The following is a 17,345-nucleotide window of genomic DNA, read 5'->3' on the forward strand; positions in this document are numbered from 1 at the left end:
GCCTACGGACGACAAGAATCCGTTCCCGGGCCGGGCTCGCACCGCCTCCCGGCTCCCTACGCTGACTCCATGACCGCCCCCGACGCAGACGCCGCCCCATCCGTCCCCGTCCCCGGTCCCGGCACGGCCGCCGAATGCACCGACTCCACCGGCGGGGTGCTCGGCCGTCGCTACCGGGCCCTGACCCTCGGCATCATCTCCGTCGTCTCCCTCATCGCCTTCGAGGCGAGCGCGGTCAACACCGCGATGCCGGTCGCGGCCCGGGCCCTCGACGGCATCGAGCTGTACGCCTTCTCCTTCTCCGCCTTCTTCACCGCGAGCCTCTTCGCCATGGCCCTGTCGGGGGAGTGGAGCGATCGCGCCGGCCCCCTCGCGCCGCTGTTCACCGGCATCGCCGCCTTCGGCGCCGGCCTGGTGGGCGCGGGCTCGGCACAGCGGATGTGGATGTTCGTCGCCGCGCGCGGTGTGCAGGGCATCGGCGCCGGCCTGGTGATCGTCGCCCTGTACGTGGTGGTGGGGCGGGCCTATCCCGAGCGGCTGCGGCCGGCGGTGATGGCGTCGTTCTCGGCGGCGTGGGTGGTGCCCGTGATCGTCGGGCCGCTGGTCGCCGGAACGGTCACCGAGAACCTCGGCTGGCGCTGGGTGTTCCTGGCCATCCCCGTACTGATACTGCTCCCGCTCGCCGTCATGCTGCCGGCCCTGCGGTCGCTGCCGCCCGCCGACCGTACGGGCACGGCGGACCGCCGCCGGATCCTGCTCGCGCTCGGCGTCGCCGCCGGGGCGGGGCTGCTGCAGTACGCCGGCCAGGACCTGCGGCCCCTCGCCGCCGTTCCGGCCGCCGCCGGACTCGCCCTGCTCGTCCCGTGCGTGCGCCGGCTGCTGCCCGCCCGCACCTTCCTGGCCGGGCGCGGCCTGCCGTCGGTCGTGCTGCTGCGCGGCATCGCCCAGGGGTCGTTCCTGGCCGCCGAGAGCTTCGTGCCGCTGATGCTGGTGACCGAGCGGGGGCTGTCGGCCACGATGGCCGGGCTCTCCCTCACCGGCGGCGGGCTGACCTGGGCCCTCGGCTCGTACACCCAGAGCCGCTCCCGCATGGAGCCCTACCGCGAGCGGATGATGAGCCTCGGCATGCTGCTGCTGGCGCTCGCCGTCGCGCTGGCCCCCGCCGTGCTGATCGGGGCGGTGCCCGTGTGGACCGTCGCCCTCGCGTGGATCGTGGGCGGGTACGGGATGGGGCTGACGATCTCCAGCGGGGCGGTGCTGTTGCTCCGGCTGTCGCGGGCGGGGGAGGAAGGGGCCAATTCCGCTTCGCTGCAGGTGTCGGATGCGCTCGGGAGCATTGTGCTGGTGGGGGTGGCGGGGGTGCTGTTCGTTGTGTGCGGGGGTGGGGCGACGGGGGTGGGGGATGGGGGTGCGGCTGCGCCGCCGGCTGCGTTTGTCGCTGTCTTCGCGTTGGCGGCGGGGAGCGCGGTGGTGGGGGCGTACGTGGCCACTCGGCTGCGGCCTCGGGGGTGAGGGTTCTTTCCCCCACCCCGCCCCTTCCCGTAACCGGGGGCTCCGCCCCCGGACCCCCGGTCCTCAAACGCCGGACGGGCTTTTTGTCGCCCGGCGGGCCTTGTTCGGAGGTGTGTGACCTCGGTCCCACCCTTGGGTGAGCCCGGGTCGTACCACACGGGAGCCGCCGCGGACGCGGGTAGGCTGACGCGGTTGCCGATCGCCGAGTCAGCCGACGGAGACCGTGACTACCACCACCGCCAATCACCATCTCTCGCCCGCCTTCCCCGGCAGGGCCCCCTGGGGTACCGCGAACAAGCTGCGCGCCTGGCAGCAGGGCGCCATGGAGAAGTACGTCCAGGCCCAGCCGCGCGACTTCCTGGCCGTCGCCACCCCGGGCGCCGGAAAGACCACCTTCGCCCTCACCCTCGCCTCGTGGCTGCTGCACCACCACGTCGTCCAGCAGGTCACCGTGGTCGCGCCCACCGAGCACCTGAAGAAGCAGTGGGCCGAGGCCGCGGCCCGCATAGGCATCAAGCTCGACCCCGAGTACAGCGCCGGGCCGCTCGGCCGCGAGTACCACGGCGTCGCCGTCACCTACGCCGGCGTGGGCGTACGCCCGATGCTGCACCGCAACCGCTGCGAGCAGCGCAAGACGCTCGTCATCCTCGACGAGATCCACCACGCCGGTGACTCCCGCTCCTGGGGCGAGGCGTGCCTGGAGGCGTTCGAGCCAGCCACCCGCCGCCTCTGCCTGACCGGAACGCCCTTCCGTTCCGACACCAACCCCATCCCCTTCGTCACCTACGAAGAGGGCAACGACGGCATCCGCCGCTCCTCCGCCGACTACACCTACGGCTACGGCAACGCCCTGGCCGACAACGTCGTGCGGCCGGTCATCTTCCTCTCCTACAGCGGCAACATGCGCTGGCGCACCAAGGCGGGCGACGAGCTGGAGGCCCGGCTCGGCGAGCCCATGACCAAGGACGCCGTCTCCCAGGCCTGGCGCACGGCCCTGGACCCGCGCGGCGACTGGATGCCGAACGTGCTGCGCGCCGCCGACAAGCGGCTGTCCGAGGTCCGCAAGTCCATCCCCGACGCGGGCGCCCTCGTCATCGCCTCCGACCAGGAGTCGGCCCGCGCCTACGCCAAGCTCATCCGGGAGATCACCGGCGAGGGCGCCACGCTCGTCCTGTCCGACGACTCCGGCGCCTCGCAGCGCATCGACGACTTCTCCCACTCCGACGACCGCTGGATGGTCGCCGTCCGCATGGTGTCGGAGGGCGTGGACGTGCCGCGGCTGGCGGTCGGCGTGTACGCGACGACGATCTCCACGCCGCTGTTCTTCGCCCAGGCCGTCGGCCGCTTCGTGCGCTCGCGCCGGCGCGGCGAGACCGCGTCCGTCTTCGTGCCCACGATCCCGACGCTGCTGACCTTCGCCAACGAGATGGAGGTCGAGCGGGACCACGTCCTCGACAAGCCCAAGAAGGAGGGCGAGGAGGACCCGTACGCCGAGTCCGAGAAGGAGCTCGCCGAGGCCGAGAAGCAGCAGGACGAGGACACCGGCGAGAACGACCAGCTCTCCTTCGAGGCCCTCGAGTCCGAGGCCGTCTTCGACCGCGTCCTCTACGACGGCGCCGAATTCGGCATGCAGGCCCACGCCGGCAGCGAGGAGGAGCAGGACTACCTCGGCATCCCCGGCCTGCTCGAACCCGACCAGGTCCAGCTGCTGCTCCAGAAGCGCCAGGCCCGGCAGATCGCGCACAGCCGCAAGCGGCCCGACGCCGAGGTCGACCTGCTGGAGCTCCCGGCGGAGCGGCGGCCGGTGGTCACGCACAAGGAGATGCTGGAGCTGCGCAAGCAGCTGAACACGCTCGTCGGCGCGTACGTCCACCAGAGCGGCAAGCCGCACGGCGTGATCCACACCGAGCTGCGCCGCGTCTGCGGCGGACCGCCGAGCGCCGAGGCGACCGCGGGGCAGCTGAACGAGCGCATCAAGAAGGTGCGCGAGTGGGCCACGCGGATGAAGTGACGCGGATGAAGCAGTGAGCGGGGTCCGGACCAAGGGTCCGGGCCCCGTTTTCGTTCCGTCGCCGTCGCCCGGCCGCCGGAGTCGGACAACCGGCAGCACCACCCCCAAATCCCCCCTGCAGTGCCCGGATTGTGGGCAGACCCTTCCGCTGAGCGGACCGGCGGCGCTACGGTGCCGGTCACGCACACGCCCCGTGGCAGCGCCGCCGCGGAGCGCAGCCGGATCATGCGTCAACGGCCGGCGGCCTCTCCTCGCGCGCTGCCGGACGGGACCGGCGGCGCACCCCCACCGCGGCGAGGGCCGCCACTCATCGGAGGAGGGGCGTCGTGACCGCGGAGACTTCGCAGACGCTCGACAGGGGACTGCGTGTCCTCAAACTGCTCGCCGACACCGATCACGGTCTGACCGTCACCGAGCTGTCCACCAAGCTCGGCGTCAATCGCACGGTCGTCTACCGTCTGCTGGCCACCCTGGAGCAGCACGCGCTCGTACGCCGGGACATCGGCGGCCGGGCCCGGGTGGGGCTCGGGGTCCTGCGGCTCGGACGGCAGGTGCACCCGCTCGTGCGGGAGGCCGCCCTGCCCGCCCTGCGGTCGCTGGCCGAGGACCTCGGGGCCACCGCACACCTCACGCTCGTCGACGGCGCCGAGGCGCTCGCGGTCGCCGTCGTCGAGCCGACCTGGACCGACTATCACGTGGCCTACCGCACCGGGTTCCGACACCCCCTGGACCGTGGTGCGGCAGGGCGGGCGATCCTCGCCGCCCGCCGGGGCGAGGTCGACAACCCCGGGTACGCGCTCACCCACGGCGAGCTGGAGGCCGGGGCGAGCGGGGCCGCGGCACCGCTGCTCGGGGTGTCCGGGATCGAGGGCAGCGTGGGAGTGGTCATGCTCGCCGACTCGGTGCCCCAGCGGGTCGGGACCCGGGTCATGGAAGCCGCGAAGGAGGTGGCCGACGCCCTGCGCTAGGCGCGCGGAGCGCGCCGAGGACGGTCCCCGCGGCGCCCGGCCGGGCCCCGGCCCGGCCCCGCGCCGCGGGATCGCCTGCGCGGAGCATCCGGTCCTGTGCCGCGTGATGGCCCGCGCGGTGCCCGCCCGGCTCGGTGCCGCGTGATCGCCTGCGCGGTGCCCGCCCGGCTCGGTGCGGCGCGATCGCCCGCGCGGTGCCCGGCCGCCCCGTGCCGCAGGCCCGCACGCAGGCACGGCGCCCGCCCCCCCCCACGCGGCCCGCGTGCCCCCGTCGTCGCTCGTGTGAACTAGATTCGCAGCATGCCAGCTGCCGCCACCTCGTCCGCGCCGTCCGCGTCGCCCGCCAAGACGGCGCGTACCCGGACCCTCGCCCTCTGCGCCGCGCCCGTCGTCGCCCTGTTCGCGGTCGCCGCGCTCGTTCCGCTGCCCTTCGTCATCGCCCAGCCGGGGTCGACGACGGCGAACGTCCTCGGCGAGCACAAGAACAAGCCGGTGATCACGATCACCGGTGCGAAGACCCGCAGCACCAGCGGGCAGCTGCGCATGACCACCATCGAGGCCACCGGCCCGGACACCGACATCAGCCTGCAGACCGTGATCAGCAGCTGGTTCCGCACCGACCGGGCCGTGATGCCGTACGACGCCGTCTACCCCGCCGGTCAGTCCGACGAGGAGATCGAGCGGCACAACGTCGCCGAGATGAAGAAGTCGCAGGACTCCGCCGCCCAGGCCGCCCTGGCGTATCTGCACCGGTCGCCCAAGGACGTCAAGGTGGAGCTCAGCCTCGCCGACGTCGGCGGCCCCAGCGCCGGGCTGCTCTTCGCGCTCGGCGTCGTCGACAAGCTCGACGGCGACGGCCGCGGCGGCGACCTGACCGGCGGGCGCACCATCGCGGGCACGGGCACCATCGAGCCCGACGGGACGGTCGGCGCGGTCGGCGGCGTCTCGCTCAAGACGCAGGCGGCCCGGCGGGACGGCGCCACCGTCTTCCTCGTGCCCAAGGGGGAGTGCTCGGAGGCGCAGGCCGAGCTGCCCAAGGGGCTGCAGCTGGTTCCGGTGACCGGCCTGAAGGACGCGGTCACCTCCCTGCGGGCGCTGGCCTCCGGCGGCCGGGTGCCAACCTGCTGAGCGCCGGCGGGCCCGGCCGGCTCAGTCCTCCGAGGCCTGCTTGACCAGCGGGATGATCCGCAGCGGCACCGGGTTCTCCATGACGATCGCCGTGGAGGCCCGGACGATGCCGTCGAAGCCCACCACCTTGTCGATCACCCGCTGGAGGTCCGCGTTCGAGCGGGCCACCAGCCGGCACAGCATGTCGCCGTGCCCCGTCGTGGTGTGCAGCTCCAGCACCTCGGGAACCGTCGCCAGGTGGCTACGCACGTCCGCGCCCTGCCCCTGCTTGATCTCCAGCGTCGCGAACGCCGTCACCGGATAGCCCAGCGCCGCCGGGTCCACGTCCGGCCCGAAACCGCGGATCACCCCCTGCGACTGCAGCCGGTCCAGCCGCGCCTGCACCGTCCCGCGCGCCACGCCCAGGCGCCGCGAGGCCTCCAGGACCCCGATGCGGGGCTCGTGCGCGAGCAGCTCCAGCAGCCTGCCGTCCAAACGATCGATCACCATGGCCCACCTCCCATAGTCATCCTGCACACAACGCCCGGTGTTACCGCGCGAACGCTGTACACAATGCCCAGTGAATACACAAACTATTGCGCACCTTGTGGATCGGCGAGACGCTGCGGCCATGACTCAGACCACGGATCACACCCCTCACACCGCACGGCAGGCGGACCCCTTCCCGGTCAAGGGGATGGACGCGGTCGTCTTCGCCGTCGGCAACGCCAAGCAGGCCGCGCACTACTACTCCACCGCCTTCGGCATGAAGCGCGTCGCCTACCGCGGGCCGGAGAACGGCAGCCGCGAGACCGCGAGCTACGTCCTGGAGTCCGGCGGCGCCCGGTTCGTCTTCACCACCGTGATCAAGCCGGCCACCGACCACGGCCGCTTCCTCGCCGAGCACGTGGCCGAGCACGGCGACGGCGTCGTGGACCTCGCCATCGAGGTGCCGGACGCCCGTGCCGCGTACGCCTACGCCGTCGAGCACGGCGCCACCGGCCTGGAGGCCCCGTACGAGCTGAAGGACGAGCACGGCACGGTCGTCCTCGCCTCCATCGCCACCTACGGCAAGACCCGCCACACCCTCGTCGAGCGCTCCGGCTACACCGGCCCGTACCTGCCCGGCTACGTCGCCGCCGACCCGATCGTCGAGCCCGGCGAGCGCCGCTTCCAGGCCATCGACCACTGCGTCGGCAACGTCGAGCTCGGCAAGATGGACGAGTGGGTCGCCTTCTACAACAACGTCATGGGCTTCACCAACATGAAGGAGTTCGTGGGCGACGACATCGCCACCGAGTACTCCGCGCTCATGTCGAAGGTCGTCGCGGACGGCACCCGCAAGGTGAAGTTCCCGCTCAACGAGCCGGCCATCGCCAAGAAGAAGTCGCAGATCGACGAGTACCTGGAGTTCTACAACGGCCCCGGCGTGCAGCACATCGCGCTGGCCACGAACGACATCGTCGCCACGGTACGGGCCATGCGGGCCGCGGGCGTGCAGTTCCTGGACACCCCGGACTCCTACTACGACACGCTCGGCGAGTGGGTCGGCGAGACCCGGGTGCCCGTCGAGACCCTGCGCGAGCTGAAGATCCTCGCCGACCGCGACGAGGACGGCTATCTGCTGCAGATCTTCACCAAGCCGGTCCAGGACCGCCCGACCGTCTTCTTCGAGATGATCGAGCGCCATGGCTCCATGGGCTTCGGCAAGGGCAACTTCAAGGCGCTGTTCGAGGCCATCGAGCGCGAGCAGGACAAGCGCGGCAACCTCTGACCCTGCCGGGAGCGTCCTCAATCTCCCCCAGCTACCGCTGGGAGGTGCCCCCAGACGGGCTGGAAAATCCAGCCCGTCCGGCGATTGAGGACCGGGGTCCGGGGCGGAGCCCCGGTTACGGGAAGGGGCGGGTAGGGGAAAGATCCCCCCATGGACGAACTGATCAAGTTACTGCGAGAGCGGCTCCCGGCCGAAGCCCTCGTCACCGACCCCGACGTCACCGCCTCGTACGCCAACGACATGGCCGGCTTCTGCGAGGCCGGCACCCCCGCCGTCGTCGTCCTGCCCCGCACCGTCGAGCAGGTGCAGCACGTCATGCGGACCGCCACCGCGCTGCGCGTGCCCGTCGTCCCGCAGGGCGCCCGCACCGGGCTGTCCGGGGCGGCCAACGCCAGCGACGGCTGCATCGTGCTCTCGCTCCTCAAGATGGACCGGATCATCGAGATCGACCCTGTCGAGCGGATCGCCGTCGTCGAGCCGGGCGTCGTCAACGCCGTCCTGTCCCGGGCCGTCGCCGAGCACGGCCTGTGCTACCCGCCCGACCCCTCGAGCTGGGAACAGTGCACCATCGGCGGCAACATCGGCACCGCCTCCGGCGGACTGTGCTGCGTCAAGTACGGCGTGACCGCCGAGTACGTCCTGGGCCTGGACGTCGTCCTCGCCGACGGGCGGCTGCTCACCACCGGCCGCCGCACCGCCAAGGGCGTCGCCGGCTACGACCTCACCCGCCTCTTCGTCGGCTCCGAGGGCAGCCTGGGCGTGGTCGTCCGGGCCGTCCTGGCGCTGCGGCCCGCCCCGGCCGAACAGCTGGTGCTGGCCGCCGAGTTCCCCTCCGTCGCCGCCGCCTGCGAGGCCGTACGGCAGATCATGCAGCGCGGACACGCCCCCTCACTGCTGGAGCTGATGGACGGCACGACCGTCAAGGCCGTCAACTCCATGGCGAAGATGGGCCTTCCGGAATCCACCGAGGCCCTCCTGCTCGCCGCGTTCGACACCCCCGACCCCGCGCCCGACCTCGCCGCCGTCGCCGCGCTGTGCACGGCCGCCGGCGCCACCGAGGTCGTACCGGCCGAGGACCCCGCCGAGTCGGAACTGCTCCTGCAGGCCCGCCGGCTGTCCCTGCCCGCGCTCGAGCGGCTCCGGCCCGCCACGATGATCGACGACGTCTGCGTCCCACGCGGCCGGCTCGCCGCCATGCTGGAGGGCACCGCCGCCATCGGGCGCGCCTACGGGCTGACCATCGCCGTCTGCGCCCACGCCGGCGACGGCAACACCCACCCCGTCGTCTGCTTCGACCCGGCCGACCCCGACGAGGCGCGCCGGGCCCGTGAGTCCTTCGACGAGATCATGGCCCTGGGCCTGGAACTGGGCGGCACCATCACCGGCGAGCACGGGGTGGGCCTGCTGAAGAAGGACTGGCTCGCCCGGGAGGCCGGGCCGGTGGCCATGGAGATGCAGCGCGGCATCAAGGCCGTCTTCGACCCGCTCGGCCTGCTCAACCCCGGCAAGGTCCTCTAGGCGTCCGAGGCCAGCAGCTCCCGCAGGGCCTCGTCCAGGTCGAGCCACTCGCGCTCCTCGCCCGGCGGCACGGTCCTCAGGGTGCGGCCCAGCCATCCCCAGACCACCCGCGCCGGCGCCTTGAGCAGCGCCTGGCCCTCCGGCGAGGACAGCGCGACGCACACCACGGCGTGCCCCCGGTCCCGCATGGGGAACACCCGCACGTCCCCCTCCCCGGCGGCCCGGTGCGCGCCCTCCCGCAGCAGGTCACGGGCGAACGTCCAGGTCACCGGCTTCTGCGAGGTGATGTGAAAGGTGACGTGGACGGCGTAGGGGTCCTCGGTCCGGTAGACCAGCCGGGCGGCGACCGGCGTGCTGCGCTCCGGCGACAGCACCATGTCCAGCATCAGTTCGCGTTCCACCACGGTGTGCATGTGTGCGCCCTCTCTCCTCGGGATCGGCACCAGGAGAGAGGGGCCGGGGCGGCCGTCATGACGCGACTTCGCGCGATTTCTTCGCGACCCGGATGTTCGTACGTTCTTTCGCGCATATCTCGTTCGGGTGTCGTGCGTCCGGCGGTGGAACCCCCGGGGCTTCGCCCGAAGGCAGTCTTTCTTCCGGTCTCCTTCGTCCGGCGGCTCCGCTCTTCGTTAGTGTCATGCAGGGGCGGACGGAGGTGTCCGCCCGGACGCTGTGGGAGCCGGAGACGGCGGATAGGTCAAGTGTGTTGTGCATGAACGGAGTTTGGGGCATTGATGACCTCTCCTGACGGCCCCGGGGACACCCCTCGCGAGGGCTATTACCCCGACCCGTCCATTCCCGGCTACATCCGCTACTGGAGCGGCACGGCCTGGGTGCCCGGCACCAGCCGGCCCGCCCCGGCCGAGGGCGAGCCCATGCCGGCGCCGCCCGTCTCGGTGGCCGCCGCGCCGCTGCCCGCGCTCGCCGCCCCCGTGCCGCCGACGCCGCGGCCGGCCCCGCGGGCGACGGGCGGCCAGGCACCGGACGAGACGGGCCCGGTGTTCCTCGACGAGGAGCCGGAGCCCGCCCCGGCCCGCGCCGAGGCACCCGCCGCCTGGCAGGCGGATGCCGCCCGGCAGGACGGCTTCGGCGGCGAGAAGGACCGCCGCGTCTCCTGGGGCGGCACGCCCGAGGGACAGGGCAACGGCGGTGGCAAGGTCGGCGACGGCCCCGCCCCCGCGCTGCCCAAGGCCCGGGACCCGCGCCTGCCCGACACGCCCGCCAAGGAGCCCGCGGCGCCTCCCGCCGGCGGGACCGGCGCCCCCGGTCAGGGCACCCTCACGCTGCGGCCCAAGCCCCACGGCGCCGCCCCCGGCGGCCCGCCCGCGCCCCTGCCCGCGGCGGAGCCGCGCCCGGCCGCGGCCCCCGCCGCCGCACAGGCCGCCCCGACGGCGTGGAACGGTCCGCGCGCCCAGGAGGCGCCGGCCGAGCCCGAGGCCGCCTCCCTCCCGGCCCGGCGCCGGGAGTCCGCCCCCGTCCCGGCCGACCGGCCGCGCCAGGTGGGCTGGGCCCAGCAGGTGCAGCAGCTCGCCCAGCAGCAGCCGCCCGGCGGGGCCGAGGCGGCCCTGGCCTGGAAGCCGCCCAAGGACGACCCCTTCCTGCTGGCCGCGCAGGCCCAGGGCCGGCCCGCCGCGCTCGGCCGGCGCCTCGCCGCCCGGCTGCTCGACACGGTCGTCCTCGGCGGTGCCGTGGGGGCCGTCGCCGCTCCGCTGTGGGGCAAGTCGGTCGAGCACATCGACGCCAAGCTCGAGGAGGCCCGGCAGAGCGGCGAGACCGTCACGGTCTGGCTGCTCGACGGCACCACGGGCACCTACCTGGCGATCGTGCTGGCGGTCCTGCTGGTCGGCGGCGTGCTCTACGAAGCGCTGCCGACGGCCAAGTGGGGGCGCACGCTGGGCAAGAAGCTGTTCGGGGTGCGCGTGCTCGACATCGAGTCCCACGACACGGTCCGCTTCGGGGCCGCGCTGCGCAGGTGGCTGGTCTACGGCCTGCTGGGTGTCCTCGCCGTGGGCGTCTTCAACGTGCTGTGGTGCCTGTTCGACCGGCCGTGGCGGCAGTGCTGGCACGACAAGGCGGCCCGTACGTTCGTGGCGGCGGCGAAGGGCTGACGCGCCGGGCTGACTCGAACGGCATACGGCCGGATGCGGGAACCGCGGGCCTGCGGTCCACTGGGGCCATGAGCACCGACCAGCCGCAGGGCGACGACCCTTTCCAGAAGCGGCCTCCGGAGCCGGAGTCCTCCCAGCCGCCGCCCTACCCGGGCTCCGGGAGCGGCGGCACGACAGGCGGCCCGTACGGTGGCGCCGGCGGCCCCCAGGGCGGCGCTCCGTACGGCGGTGGCGGTCCCGGCAATCCCTACGGGGACCAGTTCGGTGCCGCCGACCCGCTGGCGGGGATGCCGCCGCTGGCCAGCCGCTTCCGGCGGCTGATCGCGCGGATCATCGACGGGCTCATCGTCAGCATCCCGGTCAGCGTGGTCTTCTCGCTGGCGACCTGGAACTACAACCCGTGGAACGACCAGGGCAAGTCCACGGGCCTGTCCATCATCATCGCGGTCGTCTACTTCGTCTACGAGGGCCTGATGCTGACCACGCGCGGTCAGACGCTGGGCAAGATGGCGATGAAGATCCGGGTCGCGATGCTGGACAACGGCGCCATTCCCGAGGGCCAGCCCGGCTGGACGCGCGCCGCCGTCTACTCCCTGCCCGAGATCGTGCCGTGCTGCGGCTTTGTGTTCTGGCTGGTGAACGTGTTGTGGTGCACGTGGGACCAGCCGTACCACCAGTGCATTCACGACAAGGCGGCCAAGACCGTGGTGGTCTCAACCGTGCAGTGAGTGCTCCCCCACGCCCGCGGGGGCCTGGCCCGCGTGCGCGGGCGTGCGCCGTTCGGGCAACGGGGGCGTGGCGGACGCCCGTTGGCGCGGCGTCCGTACGGTCATGGCGACGGTCAGGCCGAGCGCGAGAGCGGTCAGTGCGACGGCCGCGACGGCGATCCCCGACCTGGCCTGCGACAGCAGCAGCATGGCGAGGGTCGAGAAGACTACGGTGGCCGATCCGTAAGCGATCTGTGCAGGAGTCGGACGCGGCATGGCGGGATCCGTCCTCAAGGCAAGGGCAACGGTATGGGGGGAGTGCGGAGTCGGCTGGTACGTACCGTTGGTACATACCGCAATCGACTCTACGGTGCTCTCTGCCCGAGGGGAACTGGCGGTAAGCGTGACCTAACCCACGGTACTGGGAGCATCAGGGGCGCACGGGGTCATCGCCTCGTCAGGAAATGAGACCGGCGCGCCCGTTGTCGCCCGATATCCGTAACTTAAAGGCCGGATAACGTACTTCCTCTGATCGCTGCAGTCAAGATCTGTTTTTTCTTGTCTCCCTCCGGTCAAATACCTCCACAGTTGTTACTGGGGAGGACATTCACAAGTGAAGATCAGTCAACGGAGGGTCGCCAGATCCGCCGCTGCGGCCGTGGTGATCGCGGCCCTCGGCACGGGCGCCGTGGCGGCGGGAACCGCGCAGGCGGCGGGCGTGACCGGCCCGTCCGGCGCGGACCAGGGACCCGCCTCCATCCAGCGTCAGGACCCGGCACAGGTCAAGCGTGGTGCGGAGCACGACCTCAAGGGCCCGTTCAGCAAGAAGCAGGAAGAGCAGCGCAAGGCGGCACTGCAGCAGCTCGTCGCAGGGGATGCGAAGACGGAGCAGCGCGGCGCCTCGAAGGTCGTCCAGCTCGGCAAGGGGAAGTACGTCGAGCTCGGCCGCGAGAAGACCGACAAGATCTTTACGATCCTGGTCGACTTCGGCGACAAGGTCGACGACACGACCATGTACGACCCGGACGGGCCGGACGGCCCGAAGCCGCCCGTCAAGAAGTACGGCGGCAAGCCCGGCCCCGCCCACAACCAGATAGTCCAGCCGGACCGTGCGAAGGACAACAGCACGGCCTGGCAGAAGGACTACAACCGCGAGTACTTCCAGGACCTCTACTTCTCGCACGACGAGAACAAGGAGTCCCTGGCCAAGTACTACGAGAAGCAGTCGTCCGGCCGCTACTCCGTCGACGGCACCGTCACCGACTGGGTGAAGGTGCAGTCCAACGAGGCCCGTTACGGCTCGAACTACTGCGGCTCCACCAACTGCCCCAGCGCCTGGGACCTCGTGCGCGACGGCGTCAACCAGTGGGTCAAGGACCAGAAGGCCGCCGGCCGCAGCGACGCGGACGTCAAGGCGGAGCTGGCGAAGTTCGACCAGTGGGACCGCAACGACTTCGACGGCGACGGCAACTTCAACGAGCCCGACGGCTACATCGATCACTTCCAGATCGTGCACGCCGGCGAGGACGAGTCCGCGGGCGGCGGCGCCCAGGGCAAGGACGCCATCTGGGCGCACCGCTGGTACGCCTACGGCTCCGACGCCGGCAAGACCGGCCCGGCGAACAACAAGGCCGGCGGCACCCAGATCGGCGACACCGGTCTGTGGGTCGGCGACTACACCATGCAGCCCGAGAACGGCGGACTCGGCGTCTTCGCCCACGAGTACGCCCACGACCTGGGCCTGCCCGACGAGTACGACACCACCGGCACCGGTGAGTCCTCCGTCGACTTCTGGTCCCTGATGTCCTCCGGTTCCTGGCTCGGCCGGGGCAAGGACACCATCGGCGACCTGCCCGGCGACATGAGCGCCTGGGACAAGCTGCAGCTCGGCTGGCTCAACTACGGCAAGGCCAAGGCCGCGACGAAGTCGACCCACAAGCTGGGCGTCGCCGAGTACAACACCAAGGACAAGCAGGCGGTCGTCGTCGACCTGCCCGCCAAGAAGGTCACCGCCGAGGTCGTCAAGCCGGCCGAGGGCGCCAAGCAGTGGTGGAGCGGCGCCGGCGACGACCTGAAGAACACCCTCTCCCGGTCCGTCGACCTCACCGGCAAGTCCAAGGCCTCCCTGGACCTGTCCGGCTGGTGGGACATCGAGGAGAACTACGACTACCTCTACACCGAGGTCTCCACGGACGGCGGCGCCAACTGGACGCCCGTCGACGGCACCGCCGACGGCAAGGCCATCACCCGTGACGGCGGCGACAAGCCGGCCCTGACCGGTGTCTCGGGCGCGTACAAGAAGCTCTCCTTCCCGCTCGACGCCTACGCGGGCAAGAAGATCGACGTGCGCTTCCGCTACCAGACGGACGGCGGCGCCGGCGGCAAGGGCTTCACGGCCGACGCCATCACCCTGACCGCCGACGGCAAGGCCCTGGTCACCGACGGCGCCGAGGGCGACGACAACGGCTGGACGGTGAAGGGCTTCTCGCGCATCGGCGCCTCCTTCACCAAGGAGTACCCGCAGTACTACATCGCCGAGAACCGCCAGTACGTGTCGTACGACAAGACCCTCAAGGTCGGCCCGTACAACTTCGGCTGGCGCACGGCGAAGCCGGGCTGGGTGGAGCACTTCCCGTACCAGAACGGCCTGCTGGTCTGGCTGTGGGACACCTCGCAGAAGGACAACAACGTCGGCGAGCACCCGGGTTCGGGCCGCATCCTGCCGGTGGACGCGCACCCGAAGGCCGAGAAGTGGTCGGACGGCTCGCTCATGCGCAACCGCTTCCAGGCGTACGACTCGACCTTCAGCTGGTACCCGACCGAGGGCTACACCGTCCACAAGGACGGCGTCGCCACCCGCGTCAAGGGCAAGATGGGCGTTCCGGTCTTCGACGACCACAAGAACACCTACTACGACGAGGCGAACCCCACGGGCGCGGTCAAGCTGACCGACACCAACACCCGCATCAAGATCCTCACCGAGGCCCTCACCGGCTCCACGATGACGATCCAGGTGGGCCCCTCCACCAAGTGACCCGTCAGTAGCGGCATCGCCGCAGGTCACGCACGTATCGGCCGTCGCCCCCTAGCGGGCGGCGGCCGTTCGCGCCGACAATGCCTCCCATGATGGTCTTATTGACACCCTTACGCGCAGGGGAGAAGTGAGGCGCATGGCAGGCGGTGGATTCGCCAGGCTTCCCGACGGCAGCGTGGTCGTCGCCCTGTCCCTGGCCGGCCCGCCCGACGGCGGTGTCCGCCCCGGGGAGCGCGTCCGCGTGCTCGTCCACGCCGCGAACCGCCAGCGGGCCCTCACCCGGCTGCGCAACCTCGGGCTGCGCGCCGTCTACCTGCGCGGCAACAGCCATCCGCCCTCTCCGGACGAGATCACGGCCGTGCTGCACCACCCCGACGGGGTCGTGTGGCGGGCGGCGCCGGACGACGACACCGAGTCCTGGCACCCGATCGCCAGCCTGCTGCGCCCGGCCCCCGCCACCTGAGGGGCTCCAGGCCGCGCTAGCCGCCCTGGACGATCGGCTTCCCGCTCAGCTCCACGCCCGCCTCCCGCAGCTCCTCCAGAGTCCGCTCGGTGCTCTCCCGGGCCACTCCCGCGGTGAGGTCGAGCAGGACGCGGGTGCCGAAGCCCTGCCGGCGGGCGTCCAGCGCGGTGGCCCGTACGCAGTGGTCGGTGGCGATGCCGACCACGTCCACGTCGGTCACATCCCGTGCCCGCAGCCAGTCCGCCAGCCCGGTGCCGTTCTCGTCGGTGCCCTGGAAGGCGCTGTAGCCGGCGGCGTAGGCGCCCTTGTCGAAGACGGCCTGGACCGCCCCGGAGGTGATGGCGGGGGAGAGGTTGGGGTGGAAGCCGCTGCCCTCCGTGCCCGCCACGCAGTGCCGCGGCCAGGAGTTCTCGTAGTCCGGCTGGTCGGAGAAGTGGTCGCCCGGGTCGGTGTGCATGTCGCGCGAGGCGACGACGTGCGCGTATCCGGCGGGCGCCTCTCCCACCAGGTCGGTTATGGCGGCTGCCACGTCGGCGCCGCCGGCCACCGCGAGGCTGCCGCCCTCGCAGAAGTCGTTCTGCACGTCGACGATGATCAGTGCACGGTTCATGGTGCAGATCCTTAGGTGAGGGGCTCTCGGCCGACTGTGCGGATCAACCCTGTGTGACCGAGGGTAGTGACTCGGATTGCGTTACGGGAGGGGCACTCGGGCGCCCGCTCAGAGGTACTCCGTGGGCAGCACGGGTTCGCCGCGCGACAGCTGGGTCGCCGACATCGGCAGCGCCGCGCGCGCCGCCCTGTGCCGGTCACGCGCCGCGTCCAGGGGCTCACGGGCCACGACCTCGCCCGCCCGCACCAGCTCCACCAGCAGCTGCCGGTCCACGAGCTCCGCCGGCACCTCGCCGGTGCCCACGACCTCCGTCTCGGCCACCCCGGCGGCGTCCGGGCGGCGCGCGGCCCACTTGCGGCCGCCGACGGACGACTTGCCGCCCATGGACTTCTTGGCGACCGGACGCAGCGGTGCGTCGGGCCCGGCGGCGTCCGCGCGGGCCACGAGCTTGTAGACCATCGAGCAGGTGGGGTGCCCGCTGCCGGTCACCAGCTGGGTGCCCACGCCGTAGGCGTCCACGGGGGCGGCGGCCAGCGAGGCGATGGCGTACTCGTCGAGGTCGCTGGTGACCACGATGCGGGTGTCCTTGGCGCCCAGCTCGTCCAGCTGCCGGCGCACCCGGTGCGCGAGCAGCAGCAGGTCGCCGGAGTCGATCCGGACGGCACCCAGGTCCGTCCCGGCGACCTCGACGGCCATCGCGACGGCCTCGGCCACGTCGTAGGTGTCCACGAGCAGCGTCGTGCCTCCGCCGAGGGAGTCGACCTGGGCGGTGAAGGCCTCGCGCTCGCTGTCGTGCAGCAGAGTGAAGGCGTGCGCACTGGTGCCGACCGTCGGAATGTTGTAGCGGAAGCCGGCCGCCAGGTCGGAGGTGGAGCTGAAGCCGCCGACGTAGGCGGCGCGCGAGGCGGCGACGGCCGCCAGCTCGTGCGTGCGGCGCGCGCCCATCTCGATCAGCGGCCGGTCGCCGGCCGCCACCGCCATCCGCGAGGCCGCGGCGGCGACGGCGGAGTCGTGGTTGAGGATCGAGAGGATCACCGTCTCGAGCAGGACCGCCTCGGCGAAGGTGCCCTCGACGCGCAGGATGGGCGAGCCGGGGAAGTACACCTCGCCCTCGGGGTAGCCCCAGATGTCGCCGCGGAAGCGGTAGTCGGCGAGGAAGGCGAGGGTGGGCTCGTCGACGATCCGCTGCTCGGCCAGGAAGTCCAGGACGCCGCTGTCGAAGCGGAAGTTCTCCACGGCGTCCAGGACCCTGCCGGTGCCCGCGACGACGCCGTAGCGGCGGCCCTCGGGCAGCCTGCGGGTGAAGACCTCGAAGACCGAGCGCCGGCCGGCGGTGCCGGACCGCAGCGCACCCTGCAGCATCGTCAGTTCGTACCGGTCGGTGAAGAGGGCCGTCGATGGAACGTCGACCGGGAGCCTCAGGTCCGCAGCGTTCATGGTCCAGATGCTACCCCCCTACTCGTCAGAGTGACGATTTCTGGGCGCGCGGAGTTGGGGCCCCCGTTTGTGCACGGGAAGTCGCCGAGTGGCAGC

The 17,345-nt window shown here is 71.9% G+C and carries 15 protein-coding genes; 10 read left to right on the plus strand and 5 right to left on the minus strand.

What is annotated here, in order from left to right; all coding sequences use genetic code 11:
- Positions 1–69: 69 nt before the first annotated feature.
- The 4 genes from AB0G59_RS08940 (at position 70) to AB0G59_RS08955 (ending at position 5,619) form a co-directional block, all read left to right on the plus strand.
- Positions 70–1,512 (plus strand): MFS transporter, encoded by a 1,443-nt coding sequence (locus tag AB0G59_RS08940; RefSeq protein WP_360909497.1) that lies wholly within the window; start codon positions 70–72, stop codon positions 1,510–1,512.
- A 223-nt stretch (positions 1,513–1,735) separates the two neighbouring features.
- Positions 1,736–3,523: a DEAD/DEAH box helicase gene (locus AB0G59_RS08945; protein WP_360909499.1), complete on the plus strand. Its 1,788-nt coding sequence runs from the start codon at positions 1,736–1,738 to the stop codon at positions 3,521–3,523.
- A gap of 326 nt (positions 3,524–3,849) precedes the next feature.
- The gene (locus AB0G59_RS08950; protein ID WP_360909501.1) at positions 3,850–4,491 is read left to right on the plus strand and encodes a helix-turn-helix domain-containing protein; all 642 of its coding nucleotides are present in this window, start codon (positions 3,850–3,852) and stop codon (positions 4,489–4,491) included.
- Positions 4,492–4,791: 300 nt separating this feature from the next.
- Entirely contained in the window at positions 4,792–5,619 is an 828-nt protein-coding gene (locus AB0G59_RS08955) for a S16 family serine protease (RefSeq protein ID WP_360909503.1), read from the plus strand.
- 21 nt (positions 5,620–5,640) lie between these two features.
- Here the strand turns inward: AB0G59_RS08955 and AB0G59_RS08960 are convergent, their stop codons facing one another.
- Positions 5,641–6,108, minus strand: a complete 468-nt coding sequence (locus AB0G59_RS08960; RefSeq protein ID WP_360909505.1) for an Lrp/AsnC family transcriptional regulator — start codon at positions 6,106–6,108, stop codon at positions 5,641–5,643.
- Positions 6,109–6,229: 121 nt separating this feature from the next.
- Between AB0G59_RS08960 and hppD the strand changes: the two genes are divergently transcribed.
- Positions 6,230–7,372 carry a 4-hydroxyphenylpyruvate dioxygenase gene (gene hppD, locus AB0G59_RS08965; RefSeq protein ID WP_360909507.1) on the plus strand — a complete coding sequence of 381 codons (1,143 nt, stop codon included), beginning with the start codon at positions 6,230–6,232 and terminating at the stop codon, positions 7,370–7,372.
- Between the two features lie 150 nt (positions 7,373–7,522).
- Positions 7,523–8,890 carry an FAD-linked oxidase C-terminal domain-containing protein gene (locus AB0G59_RS08970; protein ID WP_360909509.1) on the plus strand — a complete coding sequence of 456 codons (1,368 nt, stop codon included), beginning with the start codon at positions 7,523–7,525 and terminating at the stop codon, positions 8,888–8,890.
- On the opposite strand, the gene AB0G59_RS08975 is transcribed toward AB0G59_RS08970, so the two are convergent.
- Positions 8,887–9,303, minus strand: coding sequence for an SsgA family sporulation/cell division regulator (locus AB0G59_RS08975; protein ID WP_360909511.1), 417 nt, complete (start codon positions 9,301–9,303; stop codon positions 8,887–8,889). The genes AB0G59_RS08970 and AB0G59_RS08975 overlap by 4 nt on opposite strands.
- Positions 9,304–9,624: 321 nt before the next feature.
- On the opposite strand from AB0G59_RS08975, the gene AB0G59_RS08980 reads away from it, so the two are divergent.
- Together AB0G59_RS08980 and AB0G59_RS08985 are read left to right on the plus strand one after the other, a co-directional pair.
- Positions 9,625–10,998, plus strand: a complete 1,374-nt coding sequence (locus tag AB0G59_RS08980) for an RDD family protein (protein ID WP_360909513.1) — start codon at positions 9,625–9,627, stop codon at positions 10,996–10,998.
- A 68-nt stretch (positions 10,999–11,066) separates the two neighbouring features.
- Complete coding sequence (locus AB0G59_RS08985) at positions 11,067–11,726, plus strand: RDD family protein (RefSeq protein ID WP_360909515.1); 660 nt, start codon at positions 11,067–11,069, stop codon at positions 11,724–11,726.
- Here the strand turns inward: AB0G59_RS08985 and AB0G59_RS08990 are convergent.
- Positions 11,712–11,981, minus strand: a complete 270-nt coding sequence (locus AB0G59_RS08990) for a hypothetical protein (RefSeq protein WP_360909518.1) — start codon at positions 11,979–11,981, stop codon at positions 11,712–11,714. The genes AB0G59_RS08985 and AB0G59_RS08990 overlap by 15 nt on opposite strands.
- 337 nt (positions 11,982–12,318) lie before the next feature.
- Here AB0G59_RS08990 and AB0G59_RS08995 point away from each other — a divergent pair, with 337 nt between their 5' ends.
- Together AB0G59_RS08995 and AB0G59_RS09000 are read left to right on the plus strand one after the other, a co-directional pair.
- Positions 12,319–14,739, plus strand: coding sequence for an immune inhibitor A domain-containing protein (locus AB0G59_RS08995; protein ID WP_360909520.1), 2,421 nt, complete (start codon positions 12,319–12,321; stop codon positions 14,737–14,739).
- Between the two features lie 136 nt (positions 14,740–14,875).
- Entirely contained in the window at positions 14,876–15,202 is a 327-nt protein-coding gene (locus tag AB0G59_RS09000) for a hypothetical protein (RefSeq protein WP_071963621.1), read from the plus strand.
- A gap of 16 nt (positions 15,203–15,218) precedes the next feature.
- Here AB0G59_RS09000 and AB0G59_RS09005 read toward each other — a convergent pair whose 3' ends face one another.
- Both AB0G59_RS09005 and AB0G59_RS09010 read right to left on the minus strand, forming a co-directional pair.
- Positions 15,219–15,812: an isochorismatase family protein gene (locus AB0G59_RS09005; protein WP_360909523.1), complete on the minus strand. Its 594-nt coding sequence runs from the start codon at positions 15,810–15,812 to the stop codon at positions 15,219–15,221.
- A 108-nt stretch (positions 15,813–15,920) separates the two neighbouring features.
- Positions 15,921–17,249 (minus strand): nicotinate phosphoribosyltransferase, encoded by a 1,329-nt coding sequence (locus AB0G59_RS09010; RefSeq protein WP_360909525.1) that lies wholly within the window; start codon positions 17,247–17,249, stop codon positions 15,921–15,923.
- Positions 17,250–17,345: the final 96 nt, after the last annotated feature.

Source organism: Streptomyces sp. NPDC021096, assembly GCF_040641275.1.
Lineage (GTDB): Bacteria > Actinomycetota > Actinomycetes > Streptomycetales > Streptomycetaceae > Streptomyces.

Coding starts and splice junctions, on each gene's coding strand:
- AB0G59_RS08955 (WP_360909503.1), top strand. CDS start 4,792: ATGCCAGCTGCCGCCACCTCGTCCGCGCCGTCCGCGTCGCCCGCCAAG.
- AB0G59_RS08990 (WP_360909518.1), bottom strand. CDS start 11,981: ATGCCGCGTCCGACTCCTGCACAGATCGCTTACGGATCGGCCACCGTA.
- AB0G59_RS08985 (WP_360909515.1), top strand. CDS start 11,067: ATGAGCACCGACCAGCCGCAGGGCGACGACCCTTTCCAGAAGCGGCCT.
- AB0G59_RS09005 (WP_360909523.1), bottom strand. CDS start 15,812: ATGAACCGTGCACTGATCATCGTCGACGTGCAGAACGACTTCTGCGAG.
- AB0G59_RS09000 (WP_071963621.1), top strand. CDS start 14,876: ATGGCAGGCGGTGGATTCGCCAGGCTTCCCGACGGCAGCGTGGTCGTC.
- AB0G59_RS08980 (WP_360909513.1), top strand. CDS start 9,625: ATGACCTCTCCTGACGGCCCCGGGGACACCCCTCGCGAGGGCTATTAC.
- AB0G59_RS08960 (WP_360909505.1), bottom strand. CDS start 6,108: ATGGTGATCGATCGTTTGGACGGCAGGCTGCTGGAGCTGCTCGCGCAC.
- AB0G59_RS08940 (WP_360909497.1), top strand. CDS start 70: ATGACCGCCCCCGACGCAGACGCCGCCCCATCCGTCCCCGTCCCCGGT.
- AB0G59_RS08970 (WP_360909509.1), top strand. CDS start 7,523: ATGGACGAACTGATCAAGTTACTGCGAGAGCGGCTCCCGGCCGAAGCC.
- AB0G59_RS08975 (WP_360909511.1), bottom strand. CDS start 9,303: ATGCACACCGTGGTGGAACGCGAACTGATGCTGGACATGGTGCTGTCG.
- hppD (WP_360909507.1), top strand. CDS start 6,230: ATGACTCAGACCACGGATCACACCCCTCACACCGCACGGCAGGCGGAC.
- AB0G59_RS09010 (WP_360909525.1), bottom strand. CDS start 17,249: ATGAACGCTGCGGACCTGAGGCTCCCGGTCGACGTTCCATCGACGGCC.